Genomic DNA, 23,993 nt, shown 5'->3' on the forward strand with positions numbered 1-23,993 from the left:
CGGCCCTGTCGCAGTGGGCCACGTTCAGCGGGGCGGGTCCTCGCCGGTGAGCCCGTCCACCGACTCCCGGATCAGGTCGGCGTGCCCGACGTGCCGCGCGTACTCCTCGATGAGGTCGACCAGGACCCGGCGCAGGCTCGGCACCCGACCGTCGGGCCACTCGCCCCGGGCCAACTGCTCCGGGCCGCCGTCGGCCAGCAACTCGGTGACCGTGGCCCGGGAGCGCGCCACGGCCTCCCGCCACAGCGTGTAGAGCTGTTCCGGGGTGTCCTCGGCGGCGGAGCGCCACTCCCAGCCGGGGTTGGCGTCCCAGTCGACGGTGTCCCACGGTGGCCCGGGTGAACGTCCGGCCAGCTTGAGCGAGAAGTAGAGGTCCTCGACCAGCGCCAGGTGCTTGAGCAGCCCACCCAGGGTGATCGACGACGGGCCGAGCGTCGCCCGCAGGCCGGCCGCGTCGAGCCCGCCGGTCTTCCAGGCCAGGGTGGCGCGCTGGCGGTCCAGGGAGCCCAGGAGTGTGGCGGTCTCGTCGCCCGCGACGGGCGGCTCGGGATGACCGTGCTGGTCCGCGTTGGTCATGCGTGTCGCCTCGACTCAGCGGCGGGTGCGGTTGCGGCGTACGGCCCAGACTCCACCGGCGATCGCCACCGCCGTTGGCAGCAGACAACAGATGCTGAGGACCGCGAGGTGCCACGGTTTGATCGCGCCCATAGCCGCGAAGGCTATCCGGTGCGGTCAAGTGATGGTCGTGGAGACCGAGACCAACGGGCCGACCGGCTTCGCGCGACGGTAGCGTCGGCACCCAGAGCCCATGCCGCGACACGGACAGGAGCGCGAGCTATGCCGACGACGCAATCCGCGAGCCGTACGGCGGTGCTCGTCTGCCAGGGCCGCGCGGCGGCGGACGGCCTGATCGCTCCCGGCCGTTTCGCGGACCCGACGGCCATGCGCCTGCTCCGCGCCGACGAACGGGAGGCCGTCGACTGGGTACGCGGCGCTTCCGCGCCCAAGCCGTGGCGGCAACGGGTCGACTACGAGACCGTACGGGCCTGCGCCGAGATGATGGTGCCCCGGACGGTCGCGATCGACGACGCCGTACGTGACCATCGCAGCTCGCAGGTGGTGATCCTGGGGGCAGGGCTGGACGGTCGCGCCTGGCGGATGCCGGAACTCGCCGACAAGACGGTCTTCGAGGTCGACCAGCCGAGCAGCCAGCGCGACAAACGCGAACGCGCCGAGGGCCTGCCCGGCACTTCACCGACGTTCGTGCCGGTGGACTTCGGCCGCGACCGCCTCGCCGAGGCGTTGGCAGCCGCCGGGCATCGCCCCGGCGAGCCGACGACGTGGATCTGGGAGGGGGTCGTGCCGTACCTGACGGCTGCCGAGGTGTCCACGACGGTTGCCGCGATCGCCGCGTGCTCTGCGCCGACGAGCCGCCTCATCGTCAACTTCCAGCTCCCCGGGAAATCCCTGACGCTGGGCCGGCTCGTCGCACGGCTGCTGATGGCGTCCACCGGCCGGCGGAGTGTCTGGGCTACCGAGCCGTGGCGCTCGACCTGGACGCCCGCCGCCATGGCCGCCCTGCTCGCCCGACACGGCTTCACCGTCACCGGCGACCACGACCTGCTCGACACGGCGCGGGCACTCGCCCTGCCGATCCGCCGTGCGTCACTCGCCCACAGTCGGGTGATGGTCGCGGATCGCGCCTGACCCCGGTGGGACTCACTGGCTCCCACAACGGCACCAGCCGGCGGATGAGGTAGTCGACGACGACAGATGTACATTCATGAATGGATTGGTTCGGACGGTGGCGCCGTCGTCCGCAGTCGGCGGCGGGTCGCCGCCCGCCCACGGAAGGACGAACGTAGTGAGACGCAACAGACGGCTTGCATCCCTGATGGCGGCGCTCACCCTGGTCGGAACGGCGATCGTGGCGGTCACCACCATGGCCGCAGCCCCGGCCCAGGCCGCGCCGGTCACGATCTCCAACGGCACACAGTTCACCGACACCGCCGGCAACGTGCTGCACGCGCACGGCGGTGGGGTACTCAAGGTCGGCGACTACTACTACTGCTTCGGTGAGAACCGCAACGCCAACAACACGTTCCGGGCCGTCTCCGTCTACCGCTCCACCAACCTGCGCGACTGGGAGTTCCGCAACAACGTGCTGACCCAGTCGTCGGCGGCGGAACTGCAGTCGGCCAACATCGAGCGGCCGAAGGTCATCTACAACGCCAGCACCAACCGGTACGTGATGTGGATGCACAAGGAGAACGGCAGCGACTACGGCGAGGCCAGGGCCGCCGTCGCCTCCTCGGCCACCGTGGACGGCACCTACACGTACCACGGCAGCTTCCGGCCGCTGGGAAACATGTCGCGAGACATCACGCTCTACAACGACGGCGGTACCGCCTACATGGCCTCCGCCGGTGACGAGAACCGCGACCTGCTCATCTATCGCCTCACCGCCGACTATCTCTCCGTGGCCACGCTGGTCGGCAACTTCTGGAACGACGGCAACCGTGAGGCACCGGCTCTGTTCAAGCGCGGTAGCACCTACTTCCTGCTCACCTCGGGCCTGACCGGTTGGAGCCCGAACCAGGCCAGGTACGCCACGGCGTCCAGCATTTCCGGCCCGTGGACCGGCATGACCAACGTCGGGGACTCGACCACTTTCCGCTCCCAGTCGGCCTTCGTGCTCCCCATCCAGGGCACGTCGTCGACGAGCTACCTCTACCTCGGCGACCGCTGGGCCGGCGCCTGGGGCGGGCCGGCCAACGACTCCCAGTACGTGTGGTTGCCGATCGCCTTCCCTTCGGCCACGACCATGAGCCTGACCTGGTATCCCACCATCACCATCGACGCCGCCGCGGGCACCGTCACCGGGGAGGCGCCGCTCTACTACCGCATCACCAACCGCAACAGCGGCAAGGTGGTCGACGTGCTGGACCAGGCCGTCACCGACAACGCCGAAGTCAAACAATGGTCCTGGAACGGGGGCGCGAACCAGAAGTGGGAGTTCCGCGACGCCGGCAGCGGCTACTTCCGGATCGTCAACCAGAACAGCGGCAAATGCCTCGACGTCGCCGACGCCTCCACCGCCAACAACGCCAACGTCATCCAGTACAGCTGTGGCGGGGGCACCAATCAGCAGTGGCAGTGGGTCGCCACCGGCAACTACTACCAGCTGCGCGCCCGACACAGCGGCAAGTGCCTGGACGTGGTGAGCAGCGGCACCGCAGACGGCACCGACATCACTCAGTACACCTGCGGAACTGGCACCAACCAGCAGTGGACCCGCACCCAGTCCTGACATCGCCGTCACGTAGAGACGGCCTTGAGGCAACTACGGACGGCTTGGTGCGAGGTCGGACGGCTTGCTGCAACACTTCTCGGCTCGGTTCGGCTGGCCGGTTGCTGTACTTCGCTGCCGTCAGACGAGGCGCTGGATGCGGACCTTCGGGCGCTCGTTCCTGAGGTGGCCCTGCTTGTGTTGGTGGACCTGCTCATCCCAGACTTCCTGGTCGTAGTCCGGGTTCGGTGGGATCCACTTGTGCGAGCCGTCGCTGTAGTGGAACTTCTCGTCGCCAGGCCGCAGGATGCTCATCGCGTCCAGCCGAGGAAGCGGTAGTGCAGGTGACTGGCGGGAACGTGGACCAGGTCCTGCGCGGCGTCGACGAGATGGGCGGCCAGGTAGAGGGCCAGCGACACTCGGGCTCGGTCGTATTCGGCCCGCAGCTCTCGGCGCCGGGTCTCGCATGGCCACTCCCCCGCACAGGCGCCGCACGTCCAGGCCGGCTTGGTCGGGTGGTGAGTGGTCACTGCGGGCCATCCTGGCTGGGCCAGTGGCCGCGGTTGATCGGAATGCGGTGGCGGCTTCGACATGGCAGCTCGCCTCCGCAGCGGCAGATGCGCCGCCAATGCCGCCAGGACCAGACGGGCCGGTGACGGCGAGCCAAAGTCAGCGCCACCGCCAAGACGTACTCGTCGTACGAGACTCGCTTCACCAGCTCGCCACTCCCGCTCGCGCCGTGGTCTGCCGTGCTGCCCAAGCCAAAGGACACACTGCCGCCTCCTCGTGCCGCAGCAATCTGGAGGCGTGGATGCCCGAGGCGGGGGGACGCGCCGGACATCCACGCCGGCGAGGACGGCCCACAGCGCCAACCGAGGGAATCGACCTCCTCGGCAACCCCCCACAGGTACCGTTGGGTAGTCAAGGGCTGACGTAGGTGGTCTACTCGTGTTGCCAACCGAGGAGAACCACGTGCCACCGCGTTACCGCTACGAACAGATCGCCGACGACCTCGCCGAACGCATCGCGTCAGGCGAGTTCCAGCCGGGCTCCAAACTGCCCAGTCGGCGAGAGTTGATCGAGCACTACGGGGTTACTGAGCCGGTGATCGACCGCGCCATGCAGGTGTTGCGGATCAAAGGTATGACCGAGACCCTGCCCGGCGTGGGAGTCTTCGTCGCGGAGTAGCCGGGCCGCTGGCCACGGGATGGCTGCTGCCAACCTTGACGCGATGCGTCAGGCGTTCGACGAACGGCTCTCGTAGACCTCGCTGCTGTCACCGCCCCGGGAACTGATCTTCTCGGGGCGGTTTCCGCTGGTGGCGAAGGGTGGGCGCGGCAGGTTTCGAACCTGCGACCCCCCGCTTGTAAGGCGGGTGCTCTCCCACTGAGCTACGCGCCCGGATCGCCCGTGTGCGGCGGGCCGGTGGCTGGCAAGCCTACCTGCTCGCCGCCGGCCCGGCCGCACGGCGTACCCCTATCCGGCGGTCGCGTCGGCGATGGCCTTGCGCCAGCCCTGCTGGTCGCGGGCCTCGCCCGGGCCGTTCATCTCGGCGAAGCGGACCACGCCGGCCTTGTCGATGACGAAGGTGCCCCGGTTGGCGAAGCCGGCCACCTCGTTGAAGACCCCGTACGCCTGGGCGACGGCGCCGTGCGGCCAGAAGTCGGCAAGCATCGGGAACTGGTAGCCCTCCCGGTCGGCCCAGATCTTGTGGCTGTAGGCCGAGTCGACGCTGACCGTCAGCACCTGGACGTCGTCGTTCACGTACTCGTCGAGGTTGTCCCGCACCTCGGCCAGCTCGCCCTGGCAGGTGCCGGTGAACGCCAGCGGGTAGAAAACCAGCAGCACGGTGCGCCGGCCCCGGAAGTCCGACAGGCGGACCTCCTGGTTGTTCTGGTCCTTCAGCACGAAGTCCGGCGCCTCGGCGCCAACCTCGATCGGCATGAGCACTCCTCGGGGTCGAGTCGGGGGACGACGCCAGCCTGCCACACCCGGCGGTGCGGACCGCCGGGCGCGAGAAAGCGATGACGGCTACTTCTTGGCCTTGGCCCCACGGCGCAGCACCAGGCGGGCGCCGCTCCAGTCCCGGCCGGCGTTGACGGTCGAGGTCTGCTGGAGGCCGGCGGTGGGCGCGGACTCCGCGACCTCACTCGGCTCAACGTGCCCCTCGCGCCCCGCCTTCGGGGTGAGCAGCCACACGACCCCGTTGTCGGCCAGCGGGCCGAGGGCGTCGACGAGCAGCTCGAAGAGGTCACCGTCGCCGTCGCGGTACCACACCAGCACCGCGTCGACCACCTCGTCGGTGTCCTCGTCGACCAGATCTCCACAGCGGTCGGTCAGGGCGTCGCGGAGATCCTGGTCGACGTCGTCGTCGTACCCCATCTCCATGACGACCATCCCCGGTTCGATGCCGAACCGGTCCGCCAGGCTGCGTACCCCGTCGGCGGCCTGACCAGCGGTCGCGCTCACTGTCGCGTGCCTCCTCATTTCGTCCCTGCTCGCGGCGTCGGACCGACGCCGTCAGGCAAAGTCCACACAGTTGTGCCTCTGCGCGCAAGTGGCGCACCGGGTGGAACGGAATTTACCGTGCCAGCAGCGTACGGGCACCGTCGGTAATGGCTTCCGGGGAGACCAGAACATGACGGGCTGCCGGACCCAATGGTACAAAAGAGTCAACTCCGGCCACCCGCCGCGCGGCACCCACGTATCCGGCGTCGACCAGCGCGGCGATCACCCCCTCGCCGACCCCGCCGGAGCGGCGTGTCTCGTCCACCACCAGCACCCGGCCGGTCGCCGAGGACTCCCGGATGATGTCGGCCACCGGCAGGGGCGCCAGCCAGCGCAGATCCACCACGCGGGTGCCCACCCCCTCCTCGGCGAGGACGGCGGCGGCCCGCAGTGACATCCGTACCCCGTTACCGAAGGTGATGATGGTCAGGTCGTCGGCCGAGCCGACCCGGTAGACCCGGGCCCGGCCGACCGGCACGTGCCCGGCCACCCACGAGCCGGGCTCCGGATAGCCGGCCAGCCACTCCCCGTCACCCTCGGCGTACAGGTCGCGGGTGTGGTAGAGCGCGATGGGCTCCAGGAACACGCAGACGCTGCCGTCCACCGCCGCGCTCGCCAGGCAGGTCCGCAGCATGGGCGCGGCGTCGTCTGGCCGCGCCGGCACCGCGATCACCAGACCCGGCACATCCCGGAGTACGGCCACCGAGTTGTCGTTGTGGAAGTGCCCGCCGAACCCCTCCTGGTACGCCAGCCCGGCCACCCGCACGACCATCGGGTTGCGGAAGGCGCCCCGCGAGAAGAACTGCATGGTCGCGGCCTCGCCGCGCAGCTGGTCCTCGGCGTTGTGCAGGTACGCCAGGTACTGGATCTCCGGCACCGGCAGCATCCCGGCCAGCCCGGCGCCGAGGCCCAGCCCGAGCACCGACGTCTCGTCGAGCAGGGTGTCGAAGACCCGGGCCGCGCCGAACCGGTCCCGCAGGCCCTTCGTCACGCCGTACACGCCACCCTTGGCGGCCACGTCCTCGCCGAAGACGGCCATCTGGGGGTGGTCGAGCAGCCCGTCGGCGAGCGCCGCGTTGATGCTCTGCGCCAGGGTGAGCGGGCCGGCCAGCTCCGGCGGTTTGCCCCCGAACGCCTCCTCCCGCGCCGCCGAGCCCGACCCGCTGGCCCGTGCCGCCGCGTCGGCCACCGCCCGCGCCACCCGCACCGGGCGGCGGGGCGCCAGCGCCGACACCACGTCGGCGGCGGAGGCCAGCTTCGGCTCGCCCAGCACCTCCTCGGCCAGTCGGCGGACCTGCCAGCCGGTCTCGTCGTACCGGGCCAGCAGTTCGTCGGCGGTCGCCACACCGGCGTCGACGAGCAGCCGGGCGGTGGCGGCCACCGGATCCCGCTGAATGTCCTCGGCCAGCTCGGCGGGGCTGCGGTACGCCGACTCCGCGTCCGCCCCGGCGTGGCCCATCAGCCGGACCGTGCGCAGGTGCAGTACGGCGGGCCGCCGGTGCCGGCGTACCCAGGCCGCGGCCTTCTGCGCCACCTCGTACGCCCGTACCGGGTCGGCCCCGTCGGCGCTGAAGTAGTGGATGCCCGGTTTGGCGCGCAGCGTCGCCTCCACCCAGCCCTCCGGCGAGCGGACGCTGATGCCCAGCCCGTTGTCCTCGCAGACGAAGAGCACCGGGATGCGCAGTCCGGCGTGGTCGTACCAGCCGGCGGTGTTGAAGGCGGCGGTGGCGCTGGCGTGGTTGACCGACGCGTCGCCGAACGAACAGACCACGATGGCGTCCGGCGGCCAGGGGACGTGCGCCGCGCCGGCCCCGCTGCCGACCCGTACCCCGGCCCCGGCACGGCGCCCGACGGTGTCCAGCCGGCGCAGCCGCTCCACGGCCAGCCCCATCCCGACCGCGCGGGGCAGGTGCGAGGCGATGGTGGAGGTGGTCGGCACGATCGCCAGGTCGGCGCGGCCGAACACCTTGTGCCGGCCACCGGCGATCGGCTCCTCGCTGGAGGCGACCATTCCGCGCAGCACGTCCCGGGCCGCCTCGGCGTACGCCGCGAACCCGCCGGTGGGCCGCTCGGACCCGGCCGGCTCGGGCACCGCGGCCGCCTCCGGGTCGGCGGCCGGCTCCGGGTCGGCGGCCGGCTCCCGGCCGGTGGCCGGTTCGGCGTCGGCGGTGTCGGTCGGCGTCGTGGCGTCGGCGACCTGGGCCGCCCGCACGCAGTAGAACGCCCCGGAGCGGTAGTGCAGCAACGCCGGGTCGGTGGGGCGCAGCGCGGCGGCGACCGCCGCGTTGCCCTCGTGCCCGGCCGAGCCGATGGTGTAGAAACCCTCCCCGAAACTGCGCAGCCAACGACCGGCGAGGTCGAGCTGGCGACTGGTCACCTGCGCGTCGAACAGGTCCAGCAGCTGCGCGCCGGTCAGCGGGGCGTCGTCGGTGACCGGGTCGGCGGGGTCACGCCTCCGCTGCGCGGCGGGCAGCGCCGCCAGCGTCTCCCGGAACCGGTCGTCGAGATCTTGCGGGGTGGTCACGTCCGACAGCATTACCGACGCGGGCCATGCTCGCCCAGTGGGACACGGCCGGCGCGGGTCGACTCACGCCGGGTCGCACGGCTCCGGACAGCCGCCGTCGGACACCTTCCACACCAGGTCACGCAGGGTGGACAGCTCCTGGTCACTCAGCCCGGCCAGGAGTCGGGAGTCGGACATCACCTCGGTCACCCGGTCCCGCACGGCCCGGCCGTCACCGGTCACCACGAGGGTCTTCTGCCGGCGGTCGGTCGGGTCGGTACGACGCTCGACCAGGCCGGCCTGCTCCAGCCGGTCGACAAGCGCCGTCACGTTGGACCGGTCGCAGCCCAGCCGATCGGCGAGATCCCGGGCGGGCAGTGGACGGTCCGGGTCCAGCTCGTGCAACGCGCGGGCCGTGGCCGGGGTGAGCCCCAACTCGGCGAACGCGGTGCCCTGCCGGTGTCGCAGCGAGGCGGTCAGGTGTGCCATCCGGCGCACCACGTCGGCCGCGAGGCCGGCCCGGTCCACCGGCCCCGCCATCGGGGAAAAGGCCTCCTGTGCCACAGCCGTATCGTACGCACCCGCGCCGGCCGCCTTCGCGCAAAGATCCGCGCGACGTCAGCGCTGTTGCTGCTTGAACGCGCGTCGAGGCAGCGGTTTCTCCGACGTTGTGCGGATCATGGTGCTGGCTGGTCGCGCCTGGTCGGCCGGCTCAGCCGACGGGCGTGAGCCGCTGACCACGAGCGCGAGCCCGACCAGCACGATCAGGGCCGCCAGCACCTCGCCGCCGGTCATCCGCTCGTGCAGGAGGAGCCACGACGCGGTGAGCCCGAAGACGGGCACGAGCAGGCTGAACGGCGCGACCCGGGCGACCGAGTAGCGGCCGATGAGATGGTTCCAGAGGCCGAACCCGACCAGGGTCGAGACGTAGGCGACGTACCCGACCGCCGCCAGGGCGCGCCAGGAGAGGCCGAGCAGCGAGTCGAGCACCACCTGCGGGCCGTTGACGACGGCGGCCAGCCCGAACAGCGGCAGCGGCGGCACCAGACTGGACCAGACGAGCAGGGAGATCGGCCGGGTTTCGCCGCTGGCGCGCACCACGACGTTCGCGACGGCCCAACTCCCGGCGGCGAAGAGGGTGAACGCGAAGCCGATCGCAGTGGTGTGCCCACCGCCGGAGACCGCGAGCACGCCGATGCCGACCGAGCCGACCAGCACACCGGCGATCTGCCGCCGGGCAGGGCGCTCCCGCAGCAGCAGCGCGGCGAGCACCACCGACGCCAGGGCCTGCGCTTGCAGCACCAGGGAGGCGAGGCCGGCGCCCATGCCCAGGGCCATCGCGCTGAACAGCACCCCGAACTTCAGCACCCCGAGGATCAGGCCGTAGGCGACGACGTAGATCGCCCGGGCGGTCGGCCGCGGCACGAGGAAGACCAGCGGTACGGCGACGACGACGAACCGCAGCGCGGTAAGCACCAGCGGCGGCAGATCCCGCAGGCCGATGTCGATGACCACGAAGTTGACGCCCCAGATGGCGGCGACCAGGACCGCCTGGAGTCGGTGCGACATTCTCATGAGATCGACTCTGCGAGACGTTACCTATTAGCACAATTTCCTAGTTCTTCAGCGATTCTGTAGCCTTGCTTAATGGACCTCGACGTTCGACGGCTCCGCGTGCTGTACGAGGTGGCCCTGCGCGGCGGGGTCACCGCAGCGGCCGCAGCCCTGCACGTGACCCCCTCCGCGGTCTCCCAGCAGCTCGGTCAGCTCGCCCGCGAGGCCGGCTGCGAGCTGGTCGAACGTTCCGGCCGAGGGGTCGTGCTCACCCCGGCCGGCTACGTGCTCGCCGACCATGCGAAGCAGATCATCAGCGCGGTCGAGCAGGCCGGGGCGGGGCTCGCGGCGCTGCGGCGCGACGTCAGCGGGGCCGTACGGGTGGGAGCCTTCCCCTCGGCGGCCGGAGCCCTGGTCGCGCCGGCCGCCGCACGGGCGATCGCCCGACATCCGGACCTGGACGTGCGCGTCTTCGAGGCTGAGGACCAGCAGAGCCAACTCGACCTCCGCTCGGGCAAGCTCGATGTGATCGTGCTCCAGGAGTACGACCACGTCCCGACGCCGCTCCCACCCGACCTGGATCGACACCCGATCGCCAGTGACCCGATGCACCTGATCACGCCGGCCGGCTGGGGCAGCCGGTCGGGCCGGCTCGACGACCTGCGCGAGGCGCGATGGGTGGCCAGCGCCGAGGGCACTCCTTGCCTGCACTCCACGCTGCACGCCTGTCGGCTGGCCGGATTCGAGCCGGACATCCGCCACCAGGCCATCGACTTCGCACTGACGCTCGACCTCGTCGGCGCGGGTCTCGGCGCGGCACTCGTACCGGAGATGGCGCTGCGCGGGGTGCCGCCAGCCGTGCACGTCGAGCCGCTTACCGACCCGGTGACCGAGCGGCGGATCTTCGCGGTGACCCGGGGCCGGGGCACGGGACCGCTGCGCCCGGCCATGGAGGCGTTCCTCGCCGAACTCACCGCGTCCGCCTCGGCACCGGCCCGCGTGGCCGTCGACGACGCCCCCGCCGGTAGGCCCGGCTGAGCCCGACCCGCGGGCGGGAGCGGGTCAGGCGGGGAGGAAGGAGAAGCGGACCTGGCGGGTGGGATTGTCGCCGTTGGTGTCGACCAGGCAGATGGACTGCCAGGTGCCCAGGGCGAGGCGTCCGTCGAGCACCGGCAGCGTCGCGTACGGCGGAACGAAGGCCGGCAGCACGTGGTCCCGGCCGTGGCCGGGCGAGCCGTGCCGGTGCCGCCAGCGGTTGTCGGTGGGCAGCAGCGCGTCGAGGGCGGTGAGCAGGTCGTCGTCGGAGCCCGATCCGGTCTCGATGATCGCCAGCCCGGCGGTGGCGTGCGGCACGAAGACGTGCAGCAGGCCGTCTCCCTCGCCGGAGACGAAGCTCTGGGCCTCGGCGGTGATGTCCCGGACGGCCGGCCGGGTCCCGGTCTGGACGGTGATCACGTCACTGCGCATACGTCGCATTCTGCCGCAGCGGGCCGGGAGCCCCGGTGCATGGGGAAAGGAAGGGTCGTCGCGCTAAGTTACCGACGGGTACCTGTGTTCAGCATCGCGTCGGGGGCACCTAGACGTGACGACGGGTGCCACCAGGGGGCAGGATGGCGCTAGAGACCTATCCCACACACAACCGAGGGAACGCCTGTGGCTACGGAACGCAAGCGCCCGGTGATCAGCGACGGCCTACCGAGCCAGCTTCCGGACATCGACCCTGAAGAGACCAGCGAATGGGTCGAGTCGCTTGACGGTGTCATCGACGAGCGCGGCGCCAAACGCGCCCGCTATGTCATGCTGCGCCTGCTGGAGCGGGCCCGTGAGCGCCAGGTCGGGGTTCCGCCCCTGACCACCACCGACTACATCAACACCATCCCGCCGGAGCAGGAGCCCTGGTTCCCGGGTGACGAGCACGTCGAGCGGCGCATCCGGGCGTACGTCCGGTGGAACGCCGCCATGCTGGTGCACCGGGCGCAGCGCCCGGAGATCGGCGTCGGCGGCCACATCTCCACCTTCGCCAGCTCGGCGTCGCTCTACGAGGTGGGCTTCAACCACTTCTTCCGGGGCAAGAACCACCCGGGCGGCGGCGACCAGATCTACTACCAGGGTCACGCCTCCCCCGGCATGTACGCGCGGGCGTTCCTGGAGGGGCGGCTCAGCGAGCACCAGCTCGACGGGTTCCGCCAGGAGCTGTCGCATCCGGGCGGCGGGCTGCCGTCGTACCCGCACCCGCGGCTGATGCCGGACTTCTGGGAGTTCCCCACCGTCTCGATGGGCCTCGGCGGCCTGAACGCGATCTACCAGGCCCGGTTCAACCGGTACCTGCAGCACCGCGGCATCAAGGACACCTCGCAGCAGCACGTGTGGGCGTTCCTCGGCGACGGCGAGATGGACGAGCCGGAGACGCTGGGCGCGATCGGCGTGGCCGCCCGCGAGGAGCTGGACAACCTCACCTTCGTGATCAACTGCAACCTCCAGCGGCTGGACGGCCCGGTCCGGGGCAACGGCAAGGTCATGCAGGAGCTGGAGTCGTTCTTCCGGGGCGCCGGCTGGAACGTGATCAAGGTGGTCTGGGGCCGTGAGTGGGACCCGCTGCTCGCCGCGGACACCGACGGCGCGTTGGTCAACCTCATGAACACCACGACCGACGGCGACTACCAGACCTACAAGGCCGAGTCCGGCGCGTACGTGCGGGAGCACTTCTTCGGCCGGGACGCACGGACCCGCAAGATGGTCGAGCCGCTGAGCGACGACGAGATCTGGAACCTCAAGCGGGGTGGGCACGACTACCGCAAGCTCTACGCGGCCTACAAGGCGGCCACCGAGCACACCGGTCAGCCGACGGTCATCCTGGCGAAGACGATCAAGGGCTGGACGCTCGGCTCACACTTCGAGGGCCGCAACGCGACCCACCAGATGAAGAAGCTGACGCTGGAGGACTTGAAGACCTTCCGCGACCGGCTCTACCTGGACATCCCGGACAAGGCGCTGGAGGACAACCCCTACCTGCCGCCGTACTTCCACCCCGGTGAGAAGTCCGAGGAGCTGGCCTACCTGAAGGAGCGCCGCGAGCAGCTCGGCGGCTACCTGCCGTCGCGGCGCACCAGCACCAAGCGGCTGACCATCCCCGGTCCGGAGCGGTTCGCCGACGTCAAGCGCGGCTCGGGCAAGCAGAAGGTGGCCACCACGATGGCCTTCGTCCGCCTGCTCAAGGACATCATGAAGGACAAGGAGTTCGGCAAGCGCTGGGTGCCGATCATCCCGGACGAGGCCCGCACCTTCGGCCTCGACTCGATCTTCCCGACCGCGAAGATCTACTCGCCGCACGGGCAGCGCTACACCTCGGTCGACCGGGAGCTGTTCCTGTCGTACAAGGAGTCGACGACCGGGCAGATCCTGCACGAGGGCATCAACGAGGCCGGTTCGGTCGCCTCGTTCACCGCCGCGGGCTCGGCGTACGCCACCCACGACGAGCCGATGATCCCGATGTACATCTTCTACTCGATGTTCGGGTTCCAGCGGACCGCCGACGGACTGTGGGCGGCGGCCGACCAGATGGCGCGGGGCTTCCTGCTCGGCGCGACCGCCGGTCGGACGACGCTCAACGGTGAGGGCCTGCAGCACGAGGACGGCCACTCGCTGCTGATCGCCGCCACCAACCCGGCGGTGGTCGCGTACGACCCGGCGTTCTCCTTCGAGATCGCGCACATCATGGAAGCCGGCCTGCACCGGATGTACGGGGACGCGCAGGAAAACGTCTTCTACTACCTGACGGTCTACAACGAGCCGATCCTCCAGCCGGCCGAGCCGGCCGGGGTGGACGTGGAGGGCCTGCTCAAGGGCATCTACCGCTACTCCCCGGCACCGCAGGTCGACGGCCCGAAGGCCAACGTCCTCGCCTCCGGCACCGGCATGCAGTGGGCGCTCAAGGCCCAGCAGCTGCTCGCCCAGGACTGGGGGGTGGCCGCCGACGTCTGGTCGGTGACCTCCTGGACCGAGCTGCGTCGCGACGCGGTGGAGACCGAGGAGTACAACCTGCTCAACCCGGGCGCCGAGGCCAAGGTGCCGTACGTCGCGCAGAAGCTGGCCGACGCGGACGGGCCGAAGGTCGCGGTCAGCGACTGGATGCGCGCCGTACCGGACCTGATCGCCCGCTGGGTACCCGGTGACTACACGTCGCTGGGCACCGACGGCTTCGGGATGTCGGACACCCGGCACGCGCTGCGCCGGCACTTCCACGTCGACGCCGAGTCGATCGTGGTCGCCACGCTGCGGCAGCTCGCCCGCAGCGGCGCGGTGCCGGCCACCGTGCCGGCCGAGGCCGCCAAGAAGTACGCGATCGACGACGTCAACGCCGCCCCGGTCGGGGAGACCGGCGGCGACAGCTGATCCAGCACGATCGAGAAAGGGCCCGGCGCACCCGCGCCGGGCCCTTCTTGGTGCACCCGCACCCTCGCTCCCGGCCCCGACCGACCGGGCGGACGGCGGGTGAGTGGGGAGCGGCGGCGGTCCGGGGGCCCCTGGCGGGGGCCCGGGGCCACCGCCAGGGGCGGGTGACGCCGGGAGCAGACGCGCCCGTCAGCCGACGGCGGCCAGGTCGGTGAGCCGGGCGAGCGAGTCCTCCAGGTCGGCGCCGACCCGGCGCAGGCCCAGGCGCAGCAGGGCCGCCTTGACCGGGCCGGCCGGCCAGCGGACGACGATGAGTCGCACGATCGTCCCGCCCTCCTCCTCCTCGTCCTCGGTGAGCTGGACGTAGATCTCGGTGCGCGCCTCCGCACGAGCACCGGCACCCTTGGCCCGTTCCCGCCAGCCGATCAGCGTCGGCTCCTGATAGGCGATCACCTCGGCCTCATGCGCCGAACCGCGCCCCGCCTGGACCAGCTGCCGCCGCCCGAAACCCTCTCCAGAGAGCACTTCGGCCGCGCGGACCCCCGCCAGCCAGGCCGGCAACTGCTCGGCCCGCTGTACGACGTCCCAGACCACTTCCACCGGCGCCGCCACGTGCGCACTGCGTTCCACGAGGATCATTTCCGTCTTTCCTCCAGTGAGGACATCCCACGATATCGGCACTCTATGCGCTAAATCGGACTTACGTGGACGGGTTAGGAAAAAGACACGCCGATCAACCATTGCGGATTGCGCCAACCCGGCCTATGGCGCATTCATCGACAGCGCCCTAGAGTCCCGAACACGTTTCACGTTGACCGGGAGGGCGCATGTCGACCGCACCGATGCCCAAGTTCCCCGCCGGCTTCCGCTGGGGCGTCTCCACGTCCGCCCACCAGATCGAGGGCGCCACCACGGCCGGCGGACGCGGAGCGTCCATCTGGGACACCTTCGCGCGCTCCCCCGGCCGGATCAGCGACGGCAGCAGCGGCGAGATCGCCTGCGACCACTACCACCGGTACGCCGAGGACGTGGCGCTGCTGGCCGGTCTGGGCGTCTCCGCGTACCGGTTCTCGATCGCCTGGCCCCGGGTGCAGCCCAGCGGCAGCGGCGCGGCCAACGCCGCCGGCCTGGACTTCTACGACCGCCTGGTCGACGAGTTGCTGGCCGCTGGCGTCGACCCGGTGGCCACCCTGTACCACTGGGACCTGCCCCAACCCCTGCAGGACGCCGGTGGCTGGCTCAACCGCGACACCGCCGCCCGCTTCGCCGACTACGCCGAGCGGACCGCCGCCCGTCTCGGCGACCGCGTCCGGCTCTGGATCACCCTCAACGAGCCGTTCATCCACATGAGCCTCGGCTACGGCATGGGCGTGCACGCCCCCGGCGAGATGCTGCTCTTCGACGCCTTCCCCGTCGCCCACCACCAACTGCTCGGGCACGGGCTCGCGGTCGCCGCGCTGCGCGCCAGCAGCGCCAGCCCGGTGGCGATCGCCAACAACTACTCCCCGGTGCGGGTGCTCGGCGACCGCGACGCCGACCGGGCCGCCGGGGCCGCGTACGAGGCGCTGCACAACCGGCTCTTCACCGACCCGCTGCTCGGCCGCGGCTACCCGGAGCTGCCCGGCTTCGACCCGGGCGTCGTCCGCCCCGGCGACCTGGACATCATCGCCGCGCCCATCGACGTGCTGGGGGTGAACTACTACAACCCCACCGGCGTACGGGCCGCCGAGGAGGGCTCGCCGCTGCCGTTCGACCTGGTGCCGCTGGACGGCTACCCGCGTACCGCCTTCGACTGGCCGGTCGCCCCCGACGGGCTGCGCGAGCTGCTCGGCTGGCTGCGTGACACGTACGGCGACGCGCTGCCACCCATCGAGATCACCGAAAGCGGCTGCGCGTACGACGACGCACCCGACGCGGACGGGCAGGTGGCGGACCCGGAGCGCATCGCGTACCTCGACGGGCACCTGCGGGCGGTCCGGGCCGCCATCGACGACGGGGTGGACGTACGCGGGTACTTCGTCTGGTCGCTGCTGGACAACTGGGAGTGGGCCGAGGGGTTCACCAAGCGCTTCGGGCTGGTGCACGTCGACTACGCCGACCAGAGGCGTACACCGAAGTCGTCGTACGCCTGGTTGCGGGACGTGATCGCGGCCTCCCGGGACGGTTCGGCGCGGTGACCACCCTCGACCCCGCACCGGCGGCGCTGCCGGCGGCGCTCGCCGAACCGACCGTGCCGGTGCGACGCGGCTGGATCGGTCTGGTCTTCGCGGCCAACCTCGGCGTGTGGATGGCGTTCTTCACCCCGATCCAGGTGCTGCTGCCGCAGCAGATCGAGCGGATCGCGCCCGCCGACAAGGAGACCATGCTGGCCGTGGTCACCGGCCTGGGCGCGTTGGCCGCGGTGCTGGCCAACCCCCTGGCGGGCGCGCTGTCCGACCGGACCTGCCTGCGGATCCTCGGCCGGGAGTTCGGTCGTCGGCACGTCTGGACCGCCGGCGGCGCGGTGCTCGGCGCGGCGGCGCTGGTGCTGCTGGCCCAGCAGCGGACCATCCTCGGGGTCGCCGTCGGTTGGGTCGCCGCCCAGGTCTGCTTCAACGCGATGCTGGCCAGCCTCACGGCCGCCATCCCGGACCGGGTTCCGGTGGCGCAGCGCGGCGCGGTCTCCGGCTGGGTGGGTATCCCGCAGGCGCTCGGGTTGGTGCTCGGCGCGGTGCTGGTCACCGCAGTCGTCACCGGCAACGCCGCCGGCTACCTGGCCATCGCGGTGGCCATCCTGGTGCTGTCGCTGCCGTTCGCGCTGCTCACTCCCGACGACCGGCTGCCCCGCGCGCACCGCCCGGCGCTGCGGGCCCGGGCGCTGTTCGCCTCGATGTGGATCAGCCCGCGCCGGCACCCGGACTTCGCCTGGGCGTGGATCACCCGGTTCCTGGTCCAGCTCGGCAACGCGCTGGGCACCCTCTACCTGCTGTACTTCCTCACCGACGGGGTGCGTTACCCCGACCCCGAGGGCGGTCTGTTGGTGCTGATCCTGCTCTACACGCTCGGCATGATGCTGACCGCGGTGGTCGCCGGCCGGCTGTCGGACCGCTCCGGGCGGCGCAAGGTCTACGTGATCGTCTCCGGCCTGATCATGGCGGTCGCGGCGCTGCTGCTCGCCATCGCGCCGGTCTGGCCGATGGCGATCGTCGCCGCCCTGCTGCTCGGCGCCGGCTACGGCGTCTACCTCTCGGTGGACGCCGCCCTGATCACCCAGGTGCTGCCCCGGGCCACCGACCGCGCCAAGGACCTGGGCGTGATCAACATTGCCAACTCCGCGCCGCAGGTGCTCGGCCCGGCGCTCTCCGCCCCGCTCGTCGTCCACCTGGGCGGGTACCCGACGCTCTACGCGGTCACCGCCGCGGTCACCCTGGTGGGCAGCGCCCTGGTCGTCAAGATCCGCTCAGTCCCCTGAGTCGGGGGGCCGTGGCCAAAAGCGGTGGCCGGCCGCCGTAGGCTGGAGGACGTGACGGTACGTGTGCGCTTCGCCCCCTCCCCGACCGGTATGTTCCACGTCGGCGGCGCCCGCTCTGCGCTGCAGAACTGGATCTACGCCAAGCAGCAGGGCGGGGTGTTCGTGCTGCGCATCGAGGACACCGACGCGGCCCGCAACAAGCCCGAGTGGACCGAGGGCATCCTCTCCGCGCTGGACTGGATCGGCATCTCCCGGGGCAGCTACGAGGGGCCCTACTTCCAGTCGGCGAACGCCGGCGAGCACCGGGCCGCCGCCACCCGGCTCTACGAGTCGGGTCGGGCCTACTACTGCGACTGCACCCGCGAGGACGTGCAGGCCCGTACCGGCTCGCAGTACCAGGGCTACGACGGCTACCACCGCGACCTCGGCCTCGGCCCGGGGCCTGGGCACGCGCTGCGCTTCCGTACGCCGGACGAGGGCACGACAGTGGTCGTCGACCTGATCCGTGGTGAGCCCACCTTCGAGAACAAGCTCATCGAGGACTTCGTCATCGCCCGCGGCGACGGCTCGCCGGTCTTCCTGCTCGCCAACGTCGTCGACGACATGACCATGGGGATCACCCACGTGATCCGGGCCGAGGAGCACCTGCCCAACACCCCCAAGCAGCAGCTGCTCTGGGACGCCCTCGGAGTCAAGCCGCCGGTCTGGGCGCACGTGCCGGTGGTGGTCAACGAGAAGCGGCAGAAGCTCTCCAAGCGCCGCGACAAGGTCGCCCTGGAGGCGTACCGCGACGAGGGCTACCTCGCCGGCGCGATGCGCAACTACCTGATGCTGCTCGGCTGGGCGCCGTCGGGCGACCGGGAGATCGTGCCCTGGTCGGTCATCGAGGACGAGTTCCGGCTGGAGGAGGTCAACCCCTCCCCCGCGTTCTTCGACGAGAAGAAGCTGCGCGCCTTCAACGGCGAGTACATTCGCGCGCTGCCGGTGCCCGAGTTCATCGACGCCTGCCAGCCGTGGCTGACCGGCACCGGGACCATCGCGCCGCCGCCGTGGCAGCCGGAGGAGTTCGACGCCGACGCCTTCGCCGCCGTCGCACCGCTGGCACAGACCCGGATCGCCGTGCTCAGCGAGATCGTGCCGAATGTCGACTTCCTCTTCCTGGCCTCGCCGCTGATCGACGAGGCGGCCTGGACCAAGACCATGAAGGACGGCTCGGGTGACCTGCTGGACGCCGCCGTCGCGGCCTTCGAGGCGCTGGAGTCCTGGGACGCCGAGTCGCTGAAGTCGACGCTGGAGGCGGTCGGCGCCGAGCGCGGCCTCAAGCTCGGCAAGACGCAGGCGCCCGTCCGGGTCGCGGTCACCGGCCGCACCGTCGGCCTGCCGCTGTTCGAGTCGCTGGAGGTGCTCGGTCGCGAGCGCACCCTGACCCGGATGCGCGCCGCCCGGCTCCGCCTGCCCTGACAGTCCGACCGGCAGCGGGCCGGCGTCGTACCTACGCGTCGCCCCCTTTGCTCTGCTTCAACCCACGCAACACCCGGTGTCCGAATATCGGACGCGAAGTGTTGCCTCCGCTGAAGCAGAGCAAAGGGGGACGCGGACACCCCGTTCACCAGGCCTGCGGCGATCGTGTGATCAGTGCGCCCGGTTCCTGCGACGGAACACCAGGCCGGCGGCGAGAGCAGCGAGCAACACCAGGCCGCCGAGCGCCCAGAGCCACCAGCGGCCACCAGAGTCGGACCGCTCCGAGGCCGCTGGCACAGCGGACGCCGTTGAGCTGCCCGCCGGCGCCGATGGCGGCCCGCCCGAGGACGGGTTGACTCCCGAGGGCCCGGCCGAGGGCGAGCCGGTCGGCGCTGCCGCCGGGCCGGTGCCGGCGGCCGAGGGGCTGGCGGACGGGTCGGCGGCCGTGCCGGTGGTGAGGGTGAACCGCACCTCGCCCTTGATCGGGTGGCCGTCGCTGGACGCGAGCTGGTACCCGACGATGTAGAGCCCCGCCGCGCCGGGCTTGAACGGCACGCGTACCCGACTGCCGTCGAAGGTCGGCTGCCCGCCGGCGACCACATTGTCCGGTCCGGTTATTGTGATCTTCGTCGTAGCGGGGGCCGGCTTGGCCAGGAACCGAAGCTCGACCCGGGCGGGCGCGGTGGCCACCCGGGCGCCGTCGCGCGGATCGCTGCCGGTCAGCGAGTTGTGCGCGGCGGCCGGTGTCGCCGGGGCCAGCAACGACACACCGAACGCCACGCCGAACACCACTGGCACGACCCGCGCCATTCGTGTAACCCTGCCCCCCATGAACCCCTCCGTAAGGGTACGATCCGCCCGCTGATCAAAACAGCTCCTCATTAGTCGAGCAGAGATCGCAGATAGTTCCAATTACTGTTCCACAAGCTGCAATTCATCGACGTTCTGCGGAGTCTGTGAGAGTGGGCCCGACCGCTCGGTCGGTGTTGTCACCGACCGACCGACCCGGACGTCATGACGAAGCCATCCATCGAACGGGGCGAGGAGGCGGGATGGTCCGACAGATGAGGCGCTGGGTCGCCGTGCTGGCGGGCACGCTGGCGGCGGCACTGCTGGCGCTCGGCACCGCCGGCCCGGCCAGCGCGGCGCCCAAACCGGCACCCGCCGGTGTGGACATCACCGGCGAAGGGCTCACCGAGCCGCTGCGGCTCCGGTCGGACACCCAGCCCACGCACGTGGTGGCGGTCATCGACCAGGTCAACTTCTTCGGTCGTACCGGCATGCCGACCGGGCCGAAGGCAGCCAACCTCGGTCCGAAGTACACGGTCGTGGTGCTCGCCGGTGAGACGCCGAAGCAGACGTTCGACCTCTACCCCAAGGCGGCCGGCGGCCCGCGCGTGTACCGACCGGCCAAGCAGCCGGACGGCCGCAAGACCAGCGCCGGCTGGTTCCTCGGCCGGCTCAGCATGTCCGAGACGCTGCGCACGGCCGGGGTGCCGCTGGAGCGGCAGTTCGACACGGTCAGCGGCGGCGTGGGCGGCGGCGAGCGGGTCCTCCCGGAGGACACGATGGACCCGGCGCGGGACATCGACGAAGCGCTCGGCGAGTTGCAGCGACTGCTGCTGCTCAACGTCGCGGTGATGCTGACCATCACGGTCGGTCTCGCCGGAATCGCCCTGCTGATCCGCCGCCGGACCCGCTGACCTCGGGCGGCGGGTCAGACCAGCCGTCGCGCGGTCAGCACCAGCGGCGCGGCGGGCGCTCCCGTCGGGTGGCCCGCTGACGCGGCCGGACCGGGCCGTGCCGGTGCGCCCCCGCCCACCCGGGCAGTTCGCTGCGGCAGCCGGTGACGTCGTCCGGCTCGGCCGGCACCGGCTCGGTGGCCCGCTGGCGTGGCACGGCCACGTCGTCGTCGGCCCGCTCGGACGGACGGCCGCCGGTCGACTCCGCCGGGTGCGCCGACGCCCCGCCGACCGGCCGGCGCGGCTTGCCGGCCGCCTGCGGGTCGTGGTGCCCCAGCCGGCAGGGCTCGCCCTGGGCGCAGCCGTGCTCGGCCTCCCCGTGCGCCATCCCCGGTCTCCTCACGCTCGCACTCACGCGCGGGGGCGCTCCCCCCGACGTGCCCTGTCACCGTACTGGCCGGGACCGACGGCCTGTGCACGGCGTACCCCGGGGTCAGCGCTTCGGGCGGCGAGGGAACAGGGTCTCCCAGACCGGGAAGGCGACCAGCCAGATCAGGATCACGACGGTGAGGCTGCGGATCCAGTTGCCCAGTTCACGGGTTCGTTCCGCGTCGTTGACCCAGAGGATCGCCGCACCGAGCAGGGCGCACGCGACAGCCCAGCCGAGGAGCGCCTTGGCCCACTCCCGCCACTCGTGGCGGGTGCGGGCCCAGCCGTGGCGGGGAGGCCGCACCGGCGGCGGACCACCGGCGAACCGGTGGGCGAAGCGCTGGTCCGCCCAGCGCACCATCGAGTGCCCGAAGGCCACCGAGAAGCCGAGGTAGGCGGCGGCGAGACCGTGACTGACGCCTGCGGTCGCGCCGCGGCGCAGGTCGATCACCGACGCGGCGAGCAGTGCCAGATCGACCAGCGGTACGCAGACCAGCAGCGCCGCGCCGAGTCGTGGCCGGCGCAGCGGATAGCGGGCCACCAGCCCGGCGCCGAGCAGGACCCAGAACGCGATCTCACAACCGATGATCACCGCGACCACCATGGCGACCTCCCCCCGTCGTCGGCACCCAGCGTCGCCGATCGGCGGGGCCCGGGCCTCGACGCCGGAGACGAGATCGGGGTCCTCCCTTCGACGGACCAACCGTCCGGGACGCGCTCGACGTACCCCTTTCGGCGCATGTCGGAGCCGGCGGGCTCCTTCCCTGGTCGGAGTCGGAGGGTCGACGGTTGTGGTGGGATCGGGGCATGCGACCGCCACCGTGGCTCGGCTCCGGCACGGCCGGCCGGGATCTCACGCTGGCCGGCGCGTCGCTGATCGGTGGCCTGGTGCTGTACGGCCTGGGCATGCAGCCGCAGATCGTCCCGCACCCGGACGTGCCGCCCGAGCTGTTCCTGGCGCCGCTGCTGGCGGTGTGCGTGGCCGTCGGTCTGCGTCGGGTCGCGCCACGCGCCAGCCTGGCGGTGGGGACCGGGGCGCTCGTGGTGGACACGGCGCTGGGCAACTCGCTGGGCACCGTCGTGATCTACACGCAGGTGCTCTACGACGCCTGCGTGTACGGCCCGCCCCGGCTGTGGCGGTGGCTGCTCGGGATCACCGCGACGTTGAGCGCGATCGCGGTGGTGGCCGGCGTGCTCGGCTTCGGGCAGTGGCGCGGGGCCGCCGTCGGGGTGCCGGTGGTGCTCGCCGGGCTGCTGCCGGTGCTGACCGGGATCAGCGTGCGGCAGTACCGGGACCAGGCCGCCGCCGAGCGGGCCCGGGCCGAGCAGACCGCCCGGCTGGTCGAGCTGGACCGCCGGCAGGCGGTCAGCGCCGAACGGGCGCGGATGGCCCGGGAACTGCACGACGTGGTCGCCAACCACCTGAGCGCGGTGGCCATCCACGCTACCGCCGTGCTGTCCGTACCGGGGCTGGAGCGGGGCCAGGTGGAGTCGGCGTTGCGGGTGATCCGGGAGAGCAGCGTGCAGGGCCTGGCCGAGATGCGGCAGATGATCGAGCTGCTGCGCGAGCCGGACGCGGGTGAGCGGGGCACGGCGGGCGTGGTCGGCGCGGTGCCGGAGGCGGTCACGGCGCGGCTCGCCGAGGCGGACGGGTTGGTCGAGCGGATCCGGGCGGCCGGCCTCGCGGTACGGGTGCACACCGACGGCACCCCGGGCCCGCTGCCGGTGGGGGTCGACCTCGCCGCGTACCGGATCGTGCAGGAGTCGCTGACCAACGCGCTCAAGCACGGCACGGGCGAGGCGGAGCTGACCATCACGTACCGGCCGGCGGAGGTGGTGCTGACGGTGGAGAATCCGGTGCGCCCGGACGGGTCGGGGCTGCCGGGCGCCGGGGCCGGGCTGATCGGGATGCGGGAGCGGGCCGCGCTGCTGGCCGGCCGGTTCACCGCCGGGCCGCACGACGGCCGCTGGCAGGTCCGGGCCGCCCTGCCCACCGGGGAGGGCGGGTGACCGCGCCGCGCTCGGGCGACGCCGGCGCCGCGCCGGTACGGGTGGTGCTCGCGGACGACCAGCCGGCGGTACGGGCGGGTCTGGCCCTGATCCTGAACGGCTCGCCGGGCATCGAGGTGGTCGGCGAGGCGGCCGACGGCGACGAGGCGGTCCGGCTGTGCCGGCAGGTGCGCCCCGATGTGGCGGTGCTGGACGTGCGGATGCCACGCCTCGACGGGATCGCCGCGACCAGGGCGATCGTCGCCGACCGGCTCGCCGACGTGCTGGTGCTGACGACCTTCGACCTGGACGAGTACGTCTTCGGCGCGCTGCGCGCCGGTGCGTCCGGGTTCCTGCTCAAGGACACCGACGCGGCGGGACTGGTCGCGGCGGTGCACACCGTGGCGCGCGGTGAGGGGTTCATCGCCCCCACGGTGACCCGTCGTCTGATCGCCGCCTTCGCGGCCACCGCGCCCGGCGCGTCGGCGGCCGCCCGGGCCGCGCTGGACACCCTGACCCCGCGCGAACGCGACGTGCTGGCCTGCCTCGGCCTGGGCCTGTCCAACCAGCAGATCGCCGACCGGCTGGCGCTGGCGGAGAGCACCACCAAGACACACGTGAGCCGGATTCTGGCGAAGCTGGACCTGCGCAGCCGGGTGCAGGCCGCGATCCTGGCCCAGGAGCTGGGCCTGCTCGCGCCACCGTGACCCTGCGCCGGGGCCGGCCGACCCGGGC

The 23,993-nt window shown here is 71.8% G+C and carries 23 protein-coding genes and 1 tRNA gene; 11 read left to right on the top strand and 13 right to left on the bottom strand.

The window, feature by feature from the left end:
- Positions 1-24: 24 nt before the first annotated feature.
- Entirely contained in the window at positions 25-576 is a 552-nt protein-coding gene (locus ACFYPH_RS08755) for a DinB family protein (protein WP_387180271.1), read from the bottom strand.
- 261 nt (positions 577-837) lie between these two features.
- Here ACFYPH_RS08755 and ACFYPH_RS08760 point away from each other — a divergent pair, with 261 nt between their 5' ends.
- Together ACFYPH_RS08760 and ACFYPH_RS08765 are read left to right on the top strand one after the other, a co-directional pair.
- Complete coding sequence (locus tag ACFYPH_RS08760) at positions 838-1,707, top strand: class I SAM-dependent methyltransferase (RefSeq protein ID WP_387180274.1); 870 nt, start codon at positions 838-840, stop codon at positions 1,705-1,707.
- Positions 1,708-1,864: 157 nt separating this feature from the next.
- On the top strand, positions 1,865-3,310 hold the full coding sequence (locus tag ACFYPH_RS08765) for an RICIN domain-containing protein (protein ID WP_387180276.1): 1,446 nt from the start codon (positions 1,865-1,867) through the stop codon (positions 3,308-3,310).
- 120 nt (positions 3,311-3,430) lie between these two features.
- On the opposite strand, the gene ACFYPH_RS08770 is transcribed toward ACFYPH_RS08765, so the two are convergent.
- Complete coding sequence (locus ACFYPH_RS08770; RefSeq protein ID WP_354856562.1) at positions 3,431-3,604, bottom strand: hypothetical protein; 174 nt, start codon at positions 3,602-3,604, stop codon at positions 3,431-3,433.
- 657 nt (positions 3,605-4,261) lie between these two features.
- Here ACFYPH_RS08770 and ACFYPH_RS08775 point away from each other — a divergent pair.
- The gene (locus tag ACFYPH_RS08775) at positions 4,262-4,477 is read left to right on the top strand and encodes a GntR family transcriptional regulator (RefSeq protein ID WP_233578732.1); all 216 of its coding nucleotides are present in this window, start codon (positions 4,262-4,264) and stop codon (positions 4,475-4,477) included.
- 141 nt (positions 4,478-4,618) lie between these two features.
- On the opposite strand, the gene ACFYPH_RS08780 is transcribed toward ACFYPH_RS08775, so the two are convergent.
- From ACFYPH_RS08780 to ACFYPH_RS08805, 6 genes are all read right to left on the bottom strand, one after another.
- A tRNA-Val gene (locus ACFYPH_RS08780) sits at positions 4,619-4,690 on the bottom strand.
- Positions 4,691-4,765: 75 nt separating this feature from the next.
- Complete coding sequence (locus ACFYPH_RS08785) at positions 4,766-5,233, bottom strand: peroxiredoxin (RefSeq protein WP_354856558.1); 468 nt, start codon at positions 5,231-5,233, stop codon at positions 4,766-4,768.
- An 87-nt stretch (positions 5,234-5,320) separates the two neighbouring features.
- Complete coding sequence (locus ACFYPH_RS08790; RefSeq protein WP_030330240.1) at positions 5,321-5,758, bottom strand: DUF3052 domain-containing protein; 438 nt, start codon at positions 5,756-5,758, stop codon at positions 5,321-5,323.
- 112 nt (positions 5,759-5,870) lie between these two features.
- Positions 5,871-8,333, bottom strand: a complete 2,463-nt coding sequence (locus tag ACFYPH_RS08795) for a thiamine pyrophosphate-dependent enzyme (RefSeq protein ID WP_387180279.1) — start codon at positions 8,331-8,333, stop codon at positions 5,871-5,873.
- Between the two features lie 51 nt (positions 8,334-8,384).
- Positions 8,385-8,840, bottom strand: a complete 456-nt coding sequence (locus tag ACFYPH_RS08800) for a MarR family winged helix-turn-helix transcriptional regulator (RefSeq protein WP_387180564.1) — start codon at positions 8,838-8,840, stop codon at positions 8,385-8,387.
- A 78-nt stretch (positions 8,841-8,918) separates the two neighbouring features.
- Positions 8,919-9,875: an EamA family transporter gene (locus ACFYPH_RS08805; protein WP_355064229.1), complete on the bottom strand. Its 957-nt coding sequence runs from the start codon at positions 9,873-9,875 to the stop codon at positions 8,919-8,921.
- Positions 9,876-9,947: 72 nt separating this feature from the next.
- Between ACFYPH_RS08805 and ACFYPH_RS08810 the strand changes: the two genes are divergently transcribed.
- Positions 9,948-10,892 carry a LysR family transcriptional regulator gene (locus ACFYPH_RS08810; RefSeq protein ID WP_387180281.1) on the top strand — a complete coding sequence of 315 codons (945 nt, stop codon included), beginning with the start codon at positions 9,948-9,950 and terminating at the stop codon, positions 10,890-10,892.
- Positions 10,893-10,916: 24 nt separating this feature from the next.
- Here the strand turns inward: ACFYPH_RS08810 and ACFYPH_RS08815 are convergent, their stop codons facing one another.
- Positions 10,917-11,321, bottom strand: coding sequence for a YjbQ family protein (locus ACFYPH_RS08815; RefSeq protein WP_354859494.1), 405 nt, complete (start codon positions 11,319-11,321; stop codon positions 10,917-10,919).
- Between the two features lie 186 nt (positions 11,322-11,507).
- On the opposite strand from ACFYPH_RS08815, the gene aceE reads away from it, so the two are divergent.
- Positions 11,508-14,246, top strand: coding sequence for a pyruvate dehydrogenase (acetyl-transferring), homodimeric type (aceE, locus tag ACFYPH_RS08820; RefSeq protein ID WP_354859492.1), 2,739 nt, complete (start codon positions 11,508-11,510; stop codon positions 14,244-14,246).
- Between the two features lie 189 nt (positions 14,247-14,435).
- On the opposite strand, the gene ACFYPH_RS08825 is transcribed toward aceE, so the two are convergent.
- The gene (locus ACFYPH_RS08825) at positions 14,436-14,885 is read right to left on the bottom strand and encodes an SRPBCC family protein (protein ID WP_354859490.1); all 450 of its coding nucleotides are present in this window, start codon (positions 14,883-14,885) and stop codon (positions 14,436-14,438) included.
- A 188-nt stretch (positions 14,886-15,073) separates the two neighbouring features.
- Here ACFYPH_RS08825 and ACFYPH_RS08830 point away from each other — a divergent pair, with 188 nt between their 5' ends.
- The 3 genes from ACFYPH_RS08830 to gltX are packed head-to-tail and all read left to right on the top strand — an operon-like array spanning position 15,074 to position 19,158.
- A complete protein-coding gene (locus ACFYPH_RS08830) occupies positions 15,074-16,423 on the top strand; it encodes a GH1 family beta-glucosidase (RefSeq protein WP_387180285.1) in 1,350 nt (449 codons plus the stop codon).
- Positions 16,420-17,697: an MFS transporter gene (locus tag ACFYPH_RS08835; RefSeq protein WP_354859485.1), complete on the top strand. Its 1,278-nt coding sequence runs from the start codon at positions 16,420-16,422 to the stop codon at positions 17,695-17,697. Before ACFYPH_RS08830 ends, ACFYPH_RS08835 begins: the two co-directional genes overlap by 4 nt.
- 51 nt (positions 17,698-17,748) lie before the next feature.
- The gene (gltX, locus tag ACFYPH_RS08840; protein WP_387180288.1) at positions 17,749-19,158 is read left to right on the top strand and encodes a glutamate--tRNA ligase; all 1,410 of its coding nucleotides are present in this window, start codon (positions 17,749-17,751) and stop codon (positions 19,156-19,158) included.
- Between the two features lie 171 nt (positions 19,159-19,329).
- On the opposite strand, the gene ACFYPH_RS08845 is transcribed toward gltX, so the two are convergent.
- A complete protein-coding gene (locus ACFYPH_RS08845; protein ID WP_354859479.1) occupies positions 19,330-19,968 on the bottom strand; it encodes a copper resistance CopC family protein in 639 nt (212 codons plus the stop codon).
- Between the two features lie 242 nt (positions 19,969-20,210).
- Here ACFYPH_RS08845 and ACFYPH_RS08850 point away from each other — a divergent pair, with 242 nt between their 5' ends.
- Positions 20,211-20,861: a hypothetical protein gene (locus ACFYPH_RS08850; RefSeq protein ID WP_354859478.1), complete on the top strand. Its 651-nt coding sequence runs from the start codon at positions 20,211-20,213 to the stop codon at positions 20,859-20,861.
- Positions 20,862-20,895: 34 nt separating this feature from the next.
- Here ACFYPH_RS08850 and ACFYPH_RS08855 read toward each other — a convergent pair whose 3' ends face one another.
- Together ACFYPH_RS08855 and ACFYPH_RS08860 are read right to left on the bottom strand one after the other, a co-directional pair.
- Positions 20,896-21,228 (bottom strand): hypothetical protein, encoded by a 333-nt coding sequence (locus tag ACFYPH_RS08855; protein ID WP_354859476.1) that lies wholly within the window; start codon positions 21,226-21,228, stop codon positions 20,896-20,898.
- 105 nt (positions 21,229-21,333) lie between these two features.
- A complete protein-coding gene (locus ACFYPH_RS08860; protein WP_355135113.1) occupies positions 21,334-21,873 on the bottom strand; it encodes a hypothetical protein in 540 nt (179 codons plus the stop codon).
- A gap of 203 nt (positions 21,874-22,076) precedes the next feature.
- Between ACFYPH_RS08860 and ACFYPH_RS08865 the strand changes: the two genes are divergently transcribed.
- Together ACFYPH_RS08865 and ACFYPH_RS08870 are read left to right on the top strand one after the other, a co-directional pair.
- The gene (locus ACFYPH_RS08865; RefSeq protein ID WP_354859473.1) at positions 22,077-23,279 is read left to right on the top strand and encodes a histidine kinase; all 1,203 of its coding nucleotides are present in this window, start codon (positions 22,077-22,079) and stop codon (positions 23,277-23,279) included.
- Complete coding sequence (locus ACFYPH_RS08870) at positions 23,276-23,965, top strand: response regulator (protein WP_387180293.1); 690 nt, start codon at positions 23,276-23,278, stop codon at positions 23,963-23,965. Before ACFYPH_RS08865 ends, ACFYPH_RS08870 begins: the two co-directional genes overlap by 4 nt.
- The last annotated feature ends 28 nt before the right edge of the window (positions 23,966-23,993 follow it).

Origin of the sequence: Micromonospora sp. NPDC005252 (genome assembly GCF_042872475.1) — a bacterium.
Taxonomy (GTDB): Bacteria; Actinomycetota; Actinomycetes; order Mycobacteriales; family Micromonosporaceae; genus Micromonospora.

Excerpts from the sequence above, each read along its gene's own strand:
- ACFYPH_RS08785 (WP_354856558.1), bottom strand. The coding sequence starts at position 5,233 with ATGCCGATCGAGGTTGGCGCCGAGGCGCCGGACTTCGTGCTGAAGGAC.
- ACFYPH_RS08850 (WP_354859478.1), top strand. The coding sequence starts at position 20,211 with ATGGTCCGACAGATGAGGCGCTGGGTCGCCGTGCTGGCGGGCACGCTG.
- ACFYPH_RS08825 (WP_354859490.1), bottom strand. The coding sequence starts at position 14,885 with ATGATCCTCGTGGAACGCAGTGCGCACGTGGCGGCGCCGGTGGAAGTG.
- ACFYPH_RS08755 (WP_387180271.1), bottom strand. The coding sequence starts at position 576 with ATGACCAACGCGGACCAGCACGGTCATCCCGAGCCGCCCGTCGCGGGC.
- ACFYPH_RS08810 (WP_387180281.1), top strand. The coding sequence starts at position 9,948 with ATGGACCTCGACGTTCGACGGCTCCGCGTGCTGTACGAGGTGGCCCTG.
- ACFYPH_RS08860 (WP_355135113.1), bottom strand. The coding sequence starts at position 21,873 with ATGGTGGTCGCGGTGATCATCGGTTGTGAGATCGCGTTCTGGGTCCTG.
- ACFYPH_RS08815 (WP_354859494.1), bottom strand. The coding sequence starts at position 11,321 with ATGCGCAGTGACGTGATCACCGTCCAGACCGGGACCCGGCCGGCCGTC.
- ACFYPH_RS08795 (WP_387180279.1), bottom strand. The coding sequence starts at position 8,333 with ATGCTGTCGGACGTGACCACCCCGCAAGATCTCGACGACCGGTTCCGG.
- ACFYPH_RS08760 (WP_387180274.1), top strand. The coding sequence starts at position 838 with ATGCCGACGACGCAATCCGCGAGCCGTACGGCGGTGCTCGTCTGCCAG.
- ACFYPH_RS08800 (WP_387180564.1), bottom strand. The coding sequence starts at position 8,840 with ATGGCGGGGCCGGTGGACCGGGCCGGCCTCGCGGCCGACGTGGTGCGC.
- ACFYPH_RS08830 (WP_387180285.1), top strand. The coding sequence starts at position 15,074 with ATGTCGACCGCACCGATGCCCAAGTTCCCCGCCGGCTTCCGCTGGGGC.
- ACFYPH_RS08865 (WP_354859473.1), top strand. The coding sequence starts at position 22,077 with ATGCGACCGCCACCGTGGCTCGGCTCCGGCACGGCCGGCCGGGATCTC.
- ACFYPH_RS08805 (WP_355064229.1), bottom strand. The coding sequence starts at position 9,875 with ATGAGAATGTCGCACCGACTCCAGGCGGTCCTGGTCGCCGCCATCTGG.
- ACFYPH_RS08855 (WP_354859476.1), bottom strand. The coding sequence starts at position 21,228 with ATGGCGCACGGGGAGGCCGAGCACGGCTGCGCCCAGGGCGAGCCCTGC.
- ACFYPH_RS08770 (WP_354856562.1), bottom strand. The coding sequence starts at position 3,604 with ATGAGCATCCTGCGGCCTGGCGACGAGAAGTTCCACTACAGCGACGGC.
- ACFYPH_RS08845 (WP_354859479.1), bottom strand. The coding sequence starts at position 19,968 with ATGGCGCGGGTCGTGCCAGTGGTGTTCGGCGTGGCGTTCGGTGTGTCG.